This is a genomic window from Polaribacter sp. 2405UD43-2 (assembly GCF_058147125.1).
This window is the reverse complement of the sequence record NZ_JBYVJX010000001.1, coordinates 103,550-115,509: the sequence shown is the minus strand read 5'-3', so window position 1 is coordinate 115,509 and position 11,960 is coordinate 103,550. Positions and strand designations below refer to the sequence as shown.

Here is an 11,960-nt window from a genome sequence, read left to right as displayed (position 1 = left end):
TATTAATCTGTTAAATCTTGGAAGTTAAGAAAATCCCACTGACATAAATCTCTATTTATTTTTTTTCCTAGGATTCTCTCATACTCATTAGCTAAAATACCATATCCTTTTGGTTTTTTTGCTTCTAAATCTGAAAAAGTTAAAATATGTCCTTTTTTAAGGTTTTTGTTTATAGACAGAGATTTTTCAAATATGTTTTTTAATTCAGAGAATTGTAAGTTATCATTTTTATTTATTGGTTTTTTAAGCGAAATACTTATTTTTTTTACTGCTTTTGTTAACTGTGTTAATTCTTCTAAGGTTAAGGACGATTTTGCATCTGGACCAAACATATCTTTATTAAACACAACGTGAACTTCAAGAATTTCTGCGCCTAAAGCGGTTGCAGCTATACAAGCTTCTATAGATGAAGAATGATCTGAAAAACCTACTGGAACCATATATCTTTCTTTTAGCTCTTTTATAACATTTAAACCATATTGTTTTGGTTTTGTAGGATAAGCAGTTGTGCATTGCAAAATTGAATATTCTACATTCTTACTTTTTAAAAATGCTACTGTTTTATCTAATTCATCAAAAGAACTCATACCTGAGGAAATAATAACTGGCTTTTTTGTTTGTGCAATTCTATTTAACAATAAAAAGTTATTTACTTCACCAGAACCTACTTTATATCTTTTTACTCCTACTTTTTCTAACAAGTCAACTGCAGCATTACTAAAAGGAGAGCTCATAAATTCTAGATTAACTTCATCACAATGTTTTTTTATTTCTTTCCATTGCTCTAAGGTAAACTCCATTCTTTTCCAATAATCATAACGAGTTTTATCTTGCTTAGAAAATTTAACTCTAAAAGGTTCATAAATACTGCTTTCTGCTTCTGCAATATGAGTTTGAAATTTTATAGCATCTACTCCTGTTTTTGAAACTGCATCTATATAAGAATGCAAAATACCTAAACTGCCATCATGTGCTTGTGCTATTTCTGCTATAATTTTCATTTTATTATAAATTTATTAGATTTTAAAAAGTTGATAAAACTATTATTAAAAATTCTTACTCCTAATTTATTTAAATGATTTGAATCATAAAAATGTATGGTATCTATTAATGAAGATTCTTTGTTAAAATCTTTATACAATCCGTTTGAATTCATAATACTATCAAAATTAGATTTATAAATAAAAGATGAGTATAAATTTTTTGTTATAGGTGTTTGTACTAAAACATAATTTATACTGTTCTTTTTTAAAAAAGAGATGTTTCTATTAAAAGCTTTTTCTTGTTCATTATTTATCTTTAAAACAATACTATTTTCTTTTTCTGGTTTATAAAATTTTAATTCTTTCTCTACATAACCTCCCTTAATATATGTATCTTGATATAATTTTGTTGATGTTGTTGTTTTTAGTTTACCTGTTTTTTTTAAGTAGTAATTGTAAATAAATGTATTATATAATTTTAAACTCTTTGACTGGTAAACCATTTTAAAAGAATCTTCATTTACAATACCATTAGATAATAAATCTAACCCAGATTCTACTCCATCTACTAAAAAAATACCCATATAAACTTCATAAACTACAAGTTTAGGTTTTAATTTTTTAGCATATTTTTTTAGTAGAATTTCTGTTTGAATATGACTCTGTGCTTTAGATCCTAAATTAAAAGTTTTAATATTTTGATTTTTAAAAATTCGAGGATCAAAACTCCTATATGAATGAGAGGAACCAATAAATAAGATATCTATCTGGTCTAATTCTTTTACCTCATTTATTTTTAATCCTAAAAAACCTTTATCAACATTATTACCTCTAACATTCTTTAGCATAAAATTTGGCATAACTTCACCCCAAATTATAATTATCATAACATATAAAATTAAGGTTATAAATACAAAACTAAAAAAAGAGTATATAAATTTTTTCATTAAAATTGAAAATATATAAAAGGTGTTTCATTTGTTACTTTATACATTCCTATTAGGAACACTATAAATGAGTAAAATAACCACCTTATTGGTTTGTTCATTTTTTCATCAATTTTTTCGATAGCAAAAAAATCTTTTCTACCATACCATTCTATAACAATTAAAAATAAAATTAAAAAATAAATAGCTTTTTGCCTAATTTGTGGTAATTCAAAGAAAGACACTGAAAATATTTTATTAAAAATACTAAATGCTTGTTCAATATTTTCAGATCTAAAGAAAACCCATAATAAAGTAATAATTATAAATGTATTAATTATTCTAAGAAAATCTATAAAAAATGATTTTACTAGTAGTTTCTTTGGCATAAAAACGGTAGGTAAAAATAAAACAGCGTTAAAGAAACCCCATAAAACAAATGTCCAATTTGCTCCATGCCAAAAACCGCTTACAATAAAAATAACAAAAATATTTCTTATTCTCTTTAGTTTATTTCCTTTGCTTCCTCCTAAAGGAATATACAAATAATCTCTAAACCAAGTAGAAAGAGAAATATGCCATCTACGCCAAAAATCTACTATCCCTTTAGAAAAATATGGGTATCTAAAATTCTGTTTTAAATTAAAACCCAATAACTTTGAAAGACCAATAGCAATGTCTGAATATCCTGAAAAATCACAATAAATTTGAAATGAAAAGAAGAATGCACCTATAAATAATGTACTTCCGTTATAATCTGAATAATGGTTAAATATTATATTTACATATTCTGCACAATTATCAGCAATTACTACTTTTTTAAAAAGTCCCCATAAGATTTGTCTTAAACCAACTACTCCATTAAAGTATGTGAATTGTTTTTTTATTTTAAACTGTGGTAACAAATTAGATGCTCTTTCTATTGGACCAGCAACTAATTGAGGAAAAAAGCTTACAAATGATGCAAATGATATAAAGTTTTCTTCTGGCTTAATTTTTTTGTTATAAATATCAATGGTATAACTTAATGTTTGAAAAGTGTAAAAACTAATACCAACAGGGAGTATTATATCTATTCTATCTATATTTATCTTTTCGCCAAAAAAAGAAAAAGCATCTACAAAGCTTTCTAAAAAGAAATTTGAGTATTTAAAAATAGTAAGTAATCCTAAATTTGAAATTAAACTTAGTAGTAAAAGTCTTTTTCTTTTTAACTTACTTTTTTCATTATATAATTTTTTACCTATTAAAAAATCTACTATTGTACTAAAAAGAATTAAAAAAAGAAACCTCCAATCCCACCAAGAATAAAAAAAATAGCTAGATAATAAAATTAAAACATTTTGTTTCTTAAAATCTTTATTAAGAAAAAACCAATATATACAAAATACAATTGGAAAAAAAATTAAAAATTCTACTGAATTAAATAACATAATCTATTATAAAAATTAATCATTTAATTTCTTCTTAGCTTCCAAAATAATTGTACTCATTTTATTACACCAATTCTCAATTGAATAAAATTTTTGTTTTTTGTTATTTTTTCTATACTGGTCTTTATTTTTTAAAAAATCTAATATAGCTTCTTGCCAATTAGTAATTATATATGGTTCTTTTATTAGCTTACCTAATTCTCCGTTTTTTAAAACATTTGAAACTCCTCCTATCTCAGAAGCTATACAATAATTACCACAATTTAAAGCTTCTATTAACGATAAGCCAAAACCTTCTAAACAAAGAGTTGGAAATAAATAACAATCTGATAATTGTAGGTAATCAGGTAACTCTTTATTTGGCAATATTCCTAAATTTTTAACTCCTTTTTGATTAATTTCTCTTTTGCTTCCAATAACCCATAATTCCATTTTCATTTCTTTTTTATAAATACTTTTCCAAGCATTTAGAATAAGGTCTAATCCTTTTTTAGGATTATCTTTTGAGCACCAAACAAAAATTGTTTTATCATTTATTTCTCTATTAAATCGTTTTATTTTTCTTTCGTTTTCACTCAAACGAAAAAAAACATTTGTATCAATCCCATTATTTAGAACAGAAAACTTTTTTACAATTTTTGCATATTGTTTATTGTTTTTATGTTCATTTAAACTATCGTCAGTTAATAAAATAAATTCATCTATTAAATTAACACTTTTTTTTAGATGAACTGGTGCATATCCATGATAAAAAAACTGAAGGTAATAATTTTTTCTTTTTTTGTTTTTATTTAAATAATCATCAATTTCAATTAATAAATTAAAATCATCAATAATCTGTATAACAGCCTTATCATTGCTTTTAAGCACTTTCTTTAAAGAATATAAATATTCGTACTTATGGGTGTTTTTAATAAAATTAATTATTTTAAAAGCATTATTTTTTGGTACTAAACTGTAATAAATATTTTTATATTTTTTATATGGCTTTTTACAAATAATAGTATTTATTTGATGAGTTTGATTTAGAAAAAAATCATACATATTAGTCCAACTACCTATTTTATGATAAGGCAATGGAAATTGAGATACAATAATAGTGTTAACTTTTTTCAACTAAATATAATCTTTTAATTCTTTTTTTGTTAATCCTTTTTTTATTAAAAAAAAATCTTTTAGGAATTTTCTTAATAAGATTTTTTTAAATAATTTATTTTTAAGAAAATTCATAAATTTTGACTGGTTTATTTCTTTGTGCAAATTTAATTTAATGTCTAATTGATTATTATTTTTTAGCTTTTTAAAAGTTTTTTCCATCCATATTTCAAACACATTCCCCATATGATATGTATAATTATCATAAGTTGAGAGTTTCCAATAACCTTTTCTAACTACAGGGATATCTAAAAATTCTTGAACAGTGTTACCTCCTAACAAAAAATCTAATGAATTAATGCTGTTCTTTTGTAAAATATCAGCTCTAAATGTAGATACATAATGACCTCCTCCAATTACGGCTATAATATTATTTCTTTTAATAGTTAAAATTTTATTTAATTGAGTTTTTGTGTAAAATTTTGGGTTGCCAACACTTTTAGCAAAACATTGCAATGCTTTTTTATTAACAACCGATCTAAATTTTAGCTTTTTTGAAAAAAGTGCATCAAAATAAATATTAAAAGTATCTGAAAAAAGTGAACGAGAAGAAGGTGTTGTACATACAGCTCCAACTTTTTTATACGCAGAAAAAATATTGTAAGATTCAGTTTGCCAGTTATTTAAAAACAACACATCTGCATCTGTAACAGTTATTAACGAAAAACGATGACCTTTTATACCTTTTATTATTGCATTAACTTTTCCTATGTTTTTGGTATGAATAACTTCGTCTATTAATTTATTTTCGAATAAATGATTAATATAATCTACTACTTCCTTGCAACTACCATTATTAACAATTGTTATAAATGTATTTTTATGAATTGTTTTTAAAATTGATTGAATAGAAAATTTGAAAATTAGAAAACTATCTTTATAATAATCACTATTATTGGGTATATAAACAGGCATTATTATTTGATGAAACTTATCTTCTTGATAAGTTTTTTTATTTCTTTGTGGGTTATTACCTACTCTCATTATTAAAACAATTATCGTAAATTTTTATAATTTTTTTATTATTTACCAAATAACTCAGCTTTTTAAAGCTTATAGAAATATTTAACATAGATACTTTATTAAACATTTTCTGATCGAAATTTTTTAATGTTTTTTCTAGTAAAGTTTTAATATATGTAATATTTTCTGGATGTAATATAACAACTCCATTTTCTTCATTATTTATTAATTCTGATGTTGCTCCACCAGCATCACTTTGAACTGGAAAGGTATTTAAAATAATAGCCTCCAAAAGCGTGTTAGGTATACCATCTGAAATACTATTGCCAATATAAATAGCTGTTTTTCCCATTAGTTCTAAAACTTGCTTATGAGACAACTCGTTTCTGCTATATGTTTGAAAAGGTAAATTATTATCTTTAATATAATCTAATGTTTTTTTATGGGAGGCAAAAACACAAATACTTAAACCTTTTAAATCTTTAATTTTTTGTAAAGCTTTTAAAACATTAATAGCTTTTCCAAATTTATGCTCATATCCTTTTACCAATATTATATTTCTTTCTTTAAAAGGCTTAGAGTATTTCTGTATTTCTTTAATTTTATAACCTCCACCACCAGGAATTACTTCTGTTGTTTCACCAATAAACCCAAGTTTTCTTGCAATTATAAAATCTCTATTACAATCTGCATGCATTATATTTATTCTATTGAGTGCAGTTTGAATGTTTTTTTTCTTTTTCTTTATATTTTTATAGTAAAACAAATCACTTCCCCAACAAGAATATATCCATTTAATATTTAAATTTTTGTTCATAACATCCAATATTGGTATTGTACAATTATGCATCTCAAAACTATGTACAATATCTGGTTTTACTTCTTTAATAGTTTTTAAAAAAGCCTCTTGAATTGTTACTTCTAGAAATGGTTGAACTTTTTGGTATAGATTAGGAATCTTTTTCATTAAAGAATATTCACCTTTTATATATGGCAATTTTCTTTTTTTCCAATTAATTATTTTGTGAACATTTAATGATGTATTTAACTCTTTTCTATCTAAAATGTCAAACCAAAAGAACTCGTAATTAGTTTCTTTTAAGTTTTCAATCCATCTTATAAAATGAATAGAAGGCATTGCTACAAATAAGATTTTCATTGTAAATACTTTATTTTTTTGGAATAAAATGATAATCCTCTTCTAAAAAAAACATGTAAAAGAGCAATAAAAAAAAGTTTTATTTTTAAAACAAAAGAAATCTTTTTACTTTTAAAAAGCACTTTAAAAAAAGAATTAAAATAACTGTTTTCTAAATATTTTTTTATGGTATTAAGATAATAAAATACAAGTCTTTTTTGAACTTTTACTTCATTCTGAAATGGGTTATTAATTAAAATGTTATATCTAACAGAAACTTCGCTATTTATGTCCTCTAAATTTCCTTTACCAAAATTTCCTGTAATTGAGTTACTATGTAGCCTTATATGAATTAATTCTTTACTAATAATTTCGAAACAAAAATTATTAGAAGACATAATTCTAAAAATTGAATCTAAATCTTGTGCTCTTGTTAGGTTTTCATTAAAATGTAGGTTTTTAAAAATAGCTTTTCGCCATAAAAAAACTACACCATTTAATACTTTTTCTTTTAATAAAAACCTTTTAAAAAGGTTTTCTTTATCTTCAAAATTCCACTTTTTATTTGTAATCCATTTTTCTCCTTCAAAAAATTTGAATCCACATAAAATTGCATCAGAATTAGGGTAATCAAAAAATTTATTTATTTTTAATTTAAGAAAATTTAGGTCTAATAAATCATCACTATCAAATAATTGAATAAAATCTCCTTTAGATTTGGTAAAAGCATAATTTCTACAAGAATTTGCTCCTTTTAATAAACTATTTGGTCTTTTATAAAGCTGAAATCTACAATCTTTTTTTATAAATCTAGATATAACTTTAATTGTAGTATCTGTAGAATGATCATCTATAATAATACATTCCCAATTTTTATAAGTTTGGTTTTGAATACTTTTTAAAGTATCTAAAACTATCTCAGAACGATTATAAACAGGCATTAAGATTGAAACCAAATTACTCATTCTTTAATATTTGATATTTTTTTAAAATTTAAATTTCCGTCAAAAAAAGTTTTATTTTTTTTCATTTTTTCATTACTCCAATCCCACCATTTAATTTTTTTTAATTCAGATATAAGTTCTTTATTAAAACGATACTTAATTATTTTAGCTGGGTTACCGCCTACAATTGCATAATCTGGCACATCTTTTGTAATTACAGAATTAGCAGCAAGTACTGCTCCATTACCTACTGTAACTCCAGAAAGTACTGTTACTCCTGCACCAATCCAAACATCATTTTTAATAATAATACTCCCATTTGACGAAATATCATTTTTTACGTCTTTATTAAAAAAATTTCTGTTAATATAATAAGTTGATGGGTTTTGGTAACTATGATTATATTCTTGTATTAGTACGTTTCTTGCTATTGAACAATATTTACCAATTTCTATATTATTAATTTTTGACACAATGGCTGTATTTGGTCCATTTATTGAAGAAAATCTATTTATACTAACATTACCATAAATTTCTACAATCCCTCCAATTATTTTACAATTTTCACATATTGTTACTTTACCACTTGCTTTTAGATTATTTATATAAGTATTGTTACCAACTGTAACATTTCCAAACAGAACACTATTTTCAATTTTAGCATCTGATGTAATTTCACAATCTTTACTTATTATAGAATTTTTATTGTTTTTACCAATTCTATAAATTAGATTAGCTATTTTTATTAACTTACTTTTTATCATTTATTATTAAAATATTCTAAATAATTTACTTCTAAAGCACTTTTTTTATTTTTATTTTTTTTAGATAAAGATATAATATGTTCTATGGATTCTTTAGATAATTCTTTAGGTGGTATATATATAGCTTTTCCTTGGTTTATAAAATTGGTAAAACATGATACACCTAAAGTATCTAATAAAATTGACTTTTTATTTACTAAAACTGCTTCGTTAACAGTACCAGAATAATGAGTTATATTTAAAATACAATTTTGCATTAATAAAGGTAAAGGTAAATTTGTTGCTTGCTCTATGTTTACTTTTTTAAGAACACCATTATCTTTTAGAAATGAAAGAATTTTTTGTTTATTATTTAATTGCCTTGGATGAAGTCTAATCATCCATAAATAATCACATTCTTTTATCAAATTTATAATACTCTTTGGAAAAAGTAAGTCTATAGATAATGATTGAAGTGTATACAAAATATAGTTACTGAACTTAAGTATGTTTCTTTTTTTACTCCAATATTCTACCCAAATATTACCTCCTACAAATGCGTTAAATGATGTTGTTTTTTTAGACCAATTATTTATATTACTTTTACTTTCAACATCCCAGTTCCAATAATTTCTTGGAAGTAACTTAAAATTGTTGTCATTAACTTTTTTCCAATTTGAATATGCAGACTGTATTTTAGTTTGAGGGCCATGCTGCATTTCTGTAAGTTTTAAATTTAATCTATTAGAAGCTAAAACAATAGCATAAGTTAATAACGAATTATAATAGCATAAAATAAAAATTTCTTTAGGTGATATTTTTTTAAAAATTTTTGTTAAAAATAATGATAACTCATCAATTTTTGACACAGAATAACATACATTCTCTTTTGAAATATTATTATAAAATTGTGGCGAAAAATTATACTTTTTAAATTCTAAAAGAAAATCATTATACCCTTTAAAATCGATTTGAAAATCTCTTTTTTTTCGACTAAACAATTTTGAAAATCTTTTATAGTTTTCAATTATACATAAAAGGTTAAATCTTATTTTTTTATTATATAAATCTAAATCTTTTTTTTCTAAATAGTAATCAAAGACATAAGAGTTATTAATAATACTACATTGATCAATAATTGTATCAAAAAATTTATTATACGATTTATTCTTATAGTTTACTCTATGAGTATTTGCTTCAAAAAATAAATATTTTTTTTTCTTTAAATTTGAAAAAAAAATTAATAACTTAAAATAACCCTTAATAGAATTATAAAGTTTTACTATTTTGTTATTGTTAACTATTTTATGACTCTTTATTACTAATTTTTCTCTTTTATGAGTTTCTATTTCATTTGAAATTAAAAAATAAAGCTTGTTTCTAAGATAAGGCCAAACACATATCTCTTTTACTTTCCACGATTCTACTTTGTAAGTTTTCTCTAAATAAAGCAAAAAACTCATTAATTCTTCCCTATCTTTCATTACAAAATATTAAGTTGTAAAACTTCCATTTAACAAAGCAACATTTGTTGCTCTTGTAATTTTACCAGAACACCAAAAATCGTTAGGAAAAACTTTAAAAGTGATGGCATTATGAATTAAATCTAATTTTTGAGGAACTCCATCGTTTTGTTGAACCACCAAAGTTATTGAGTACTCACCACCTCTTAAAAGTAAACTATCTATATTCAACTCTACTTTTTCATTTTTAGAGTCTAAAATAAAATTCATTTCATCAGAATAAAAATCTGCTACTTTAACTTCCTTCAAATTGCAGATTACTAAACCAAAAACAACTTTCTTTATATCTATACTATTTGTAAAATATTTTAAATAAAGTTTTATTTTTATTTTTTCGCCAGATATGAATTCTGTAGTTTTCTTTAAGTTACTATTATAAATTTCAATATTTGTAAACTTAATTAATCCATTTCCTCCCCTATCTTTTCTTAATAAAACTGGCATTTTTGAATTTGTTTTTGCCTCATTAAGATAAAAAGCAACGGCATCTTTTGAGCTTCCTTGAAAAGAAATTTCACCTTTATCTAACACCACTCCTCTAGTACATAGGTTCTTAATTGCAGACATATTATGACTCACAAATAAAACTGTTCTACCATCATTTCCAGAAATATCTTGCATTTTACCTATAGCTTTTTTTTGAAACTCTGCATCTCCAACAGCTAAAACTTCATCAACAATTAAAATATCGGGTTCTAAATGTGCTGCAACCGCAAAAGCCAAACGTACTGTCATTCCACTAGAATAACGTTTTACAGGTGTATCTATATAGCGTTCACATCCCGAAAAAGAAACAATTTCATCAAGTTTATCAGAAATTTCTTTCTTGGTCATTCCTAAAATAGCGCCATTTAAAAAAACATTTTCTCTCCCTGTCATTTCAGGATGAAAACCTGTACCAACTTCTAATAATGAAGCAATTCTACCATTAGATTTTATTGAACCAGTTGTAGGACCTGTAACTTTAGACAAAATTTTTAGAAGCGTAGATTTACCTGCACCATTTTTACCAATAATCCCTAAAACTTCTCCTCTTTTTACTTCAAAATTAATATCTTTTAAAGCCCAAACATATTCAGATTTTCCTTTTGAAGATCTATCATTAGATTCCCCAATTTTTAAATACGGATCTTCTTTACCTCTAATTTTTGCTAAAAACCGATTTAAATCGTGACTAATTGTACCTGTGCCAACAGTTCCTAAACGATATTGTTTAGATAAATTTTCGACTTTTAAAATGATTTCTTTACTCATATTAAATTGTATCAATAAAGGTTTTTTCTGTTTTATTAAAAATTGCTAAACCAAGAATAAAGACTAATAATGAAATTGACACCATATAAACAACATCATAAAACTGCACATCTGAACCAATAGAAGGAAAAACAATATTTCTAAAATTTTCTATAACAGTTGTCATTGGGTTGTACTCTATAAATTTTATTGCTAAAGGATACTCTTTTAAACCTCTTTTTGCTGCTTCAATAGGATAAACTACAGCAGATAAATACATTAATAATTGAACACCAAAAGCAACTAAATACGTTAAATCTCTATATTTTGTTACCATAGATGATATCATCATTCCAAGCCCTAAACCTAACATCCCCATAGATAAAAACAAAAATGGTAGATACAAAAGGTTTAAACTAAAACTAAATTCGATATTATCATTAATAAAATAAAAAATATAAAAAGCCACAAAAATTAATAATTGAATACCAAATTTTAATAAATTAGAAAATATAGTAGAAAGTGGCATAATCACTCTTGGAAAATAAACTTTACCAAAAATTGCTTCATTTTTTTTAAAAGTATCAGAAGTTTCTGTCAGACAATCTTTAAAGTAATTCCAAGCTGTAATACCACCCAAATTAAATAAAAAAGAAGGTATGGTATTCGTAGAAATATTTGCTATATTATTAAATATTAGTGTAAATATAACAGAGGTAAAAAGTGGTTGAATTAAATACCAAAGAGGCCCTAATATAGTTTGCTTATATTTAGTAACTACATCTCTTTTTACAAACAAAAACAACAAGTCTTTATACTGCCATATTTCTTTTAAATTTAAACTAAATAAGCTTTTCTTAGGAGTTATTTCGAAAAGCCATTTTTCATTTTGCATAAATAATTATTATAGGGATAAAAC

General features: G+C 24.0%; 11 protein-coding genes. All 11 read right to left on the bottom strand.

Annotation, left to right across the window (positions count from 1 at the left end; genetic code table 11):
* Positions 1–2: 2 nt before the first annotated feature.
* On the bottom strand, positions 3–1,001 hold the full coding sequence (locus tag ACY2RX_RS00500) for an N-acetylneuraminate synthase family protein (protein ID WP_490101993.1): 999 nt from the start codon (positions 999–1,001) through the stop codon (positions 3–5).
* Complete coding sequence (locus ACY2RX_RS00495) at positions 998–1,870, bottom strand: hypothetical protein (RefSeq protein ID WP_490101992.1); 873 nt, start codon at positions 1,868–1,870, stop codon at positions 998–1,000. Before ACY2RX_RS00495 ends, ACY2RX_RS00500 begins: the two co-directional genes overlap by 4 nt.
* 59 nt (positions 1,871–1,929) lie before the next feature.
* A complete protein-coding gene (locus ACY2RX_RS00490; RefSeq protein ID WP_490101991.1) occupies positions 1,930–3,342 on the bottom strand; it encodes an MBOAT family O-acyltransferase in 1,413 nt (470 codons plus the stop codon).
* Positions 3,343–3,357: 15 nt separating this feature from the next.
* Positions 3,358–4,458 (bottom strand): glycosyltransferase family 4 protein, encoded by a 1,101-nt coding sequence (locus ACY2RX_RS00485; protein ID WP_490101990.1) that lies wholly within the window; start codon positions 4,456–4,458, stop codon positions 3,358–3,360.
* On the bottom strand, positions 4,459–5,481 hold the full coding sequence (locus ACY2RX_RS00480) for a glycosyltransferase family A protein (protein ID WP_490101989.1): 1,023 nt from the start codon (positions 5,479–5,481) through the stop codon (positions 4,459–4,461).
* Complete coding sequence (locus tag ACY2RX_RS00475) at positions 5,468–6,619, bottom strand: glycosyltransferase (protein WP_490101988.1); 1,152 nt, start codon at positions 6,617–6,619, stop codon at positions 5,468–5,470. The genes ACY2RX_RS00480 and ACY2RX_RS00475 overlap by 14 nt, the downstream gene beginning before the upstream one ends.
* On the bottom strand, positions 6,616–7,563 hold the full coding sequence (locus ACY2RX_RS00470; RefSeq protein WP_490101987.1) for a glycosyltransferase family 2 protein: 948 nt from the start codon (positions 7,561–7,563) through the stop codon (positions 6,616–6,618). The genes ACY2RX_RS00475 and ACY2RX_RS00470 overlap by 4 nt, the downstream gene beginning before the upstream one ends.
* Positions 7,560–8,306 carry a CatB-related O-acetyltransferase gene (locus tag ACY2RX_RS00465; RefSeq protein WP_490101986.1) on the bottom strand — a complete coding sequence of 249 codons (747 nt, stop codon included), beginning with the start codon at positions 8,304–8,306 and terminating at the stop codon, positions 7,560–7,562. Before ACY2RX_RS00465 ends, ACY2RX_RS00470 begins: the two co-directional genes overlap by 4 nt.
* Complete coding sequence (locus ACY2RX_RS00460; protein ID WP_490101985.1) at positions 8,303–9,286, bottom strand: hypothetical protein; 984 nt, start codon at positions 9,284–9,286, stop codon at positions 8,303–8,305. Before ACY2RX_RS00460 ends, ACY2RX_RS00465 begins: the two co-directional genes overlap by 4 nt.
* A gap of 492 nt (positions 9,287–9,778) precedes the next feature.
* A complete protein-coding gene (locus tag ACY2RX_RS00455) occupies positions 9,779–11,062 on the bottom strand; it encodes an ABC transporter ATP-binding protein (protein ID WP_490101984.1) in 1,284 nt (427 codons plus the stop codon).
* A gap of 1 nt (position 11,063) precedes the next feature.
* Positions 11,064–11,936, bottom strand: a complete 873-nt coding sequence (locus ACY2RX_RS00450; RefSeq protein ID WP_490101983.1) for an ABC transporter permease — start codon at positions 11,934–11,936, stop codon at positions 11,064–11,066.
* Positions 11,937–11,960: the final 24 nt, after the last annotated feature.

What these genes read in the sequence shown, in the direction of transcription:
- ACY2RX_RS00500 (WP_490101993.1), bottom strand. Translation starts at nt 1,001, where the DNA reads ATGAAAATTATAGCAGAAATAGCACAAGCACATGATGGCAGTTTAGGT.
- ACY2RX_RS00495 (WP_490101992.1), bottom strand. Translation starts at nt 1,870, where the DNA reads ATGATAATTATAATTTGGGGTGAAGTTATGCCAAATTTTATGCTAAAG.
- ACY2RX_RS00490 (WP_490101991.1), bottom strand. Translation starts at nt 3,342, where the DNA reads ATGTTATTTAATTCAGTAGAATTTTTAATTTTTTTTCCAATTGTATTT.
- ACY2RX_RS00480 (WP_490101989.1), bottom strand. Translation starts at nt 5,481, where the DNA reads ATGAGAGTAGGTAATAACCCACAAAGAAATAAAAAAACTTATCAAGAA.
- ACY2RX_RS00475 (WP_490101988.1), bottom strand. Translation starts at nt 6,619, where the DNA reads ATGAAAATCTTATTTGTAGCAATGCCTTCTATTCATTTTATAAGATGG.
- ACY2RX_RS00470 (WP_490101987.1), bottom strand. Translation starts at nt 7,563, where the DNA reads ATGAGTAATTTGGTTTCAATCTTAATGCCTGTTTATAATCGTTCTGAG.
- ACY2RX_RS00465 (WP_490101986.1), bottom strand. Translation starts at nt 8,306, where the DNA reads ATGATAAAAAGTAAGTTAATAAAAATAGCTAATCTAATTTATAGAATT.
- ACY2RX_RS00455 (WP_490101984.1), bottom strand. Translation starts at nt 11,062, where the DNA reads ATGAGTAAAGAAATCATTTTAAAAGTCGAAAATTTATCTAAACAATAT.
- ACY2RX_RS00450 (WP_490101983.1), bottom strand. Translation starts at nt 11,936, where the DNA reads ATGCAAAATGAAAAATGGCTTTTCGAAATAACTCCTAAGAAAAGCTTA.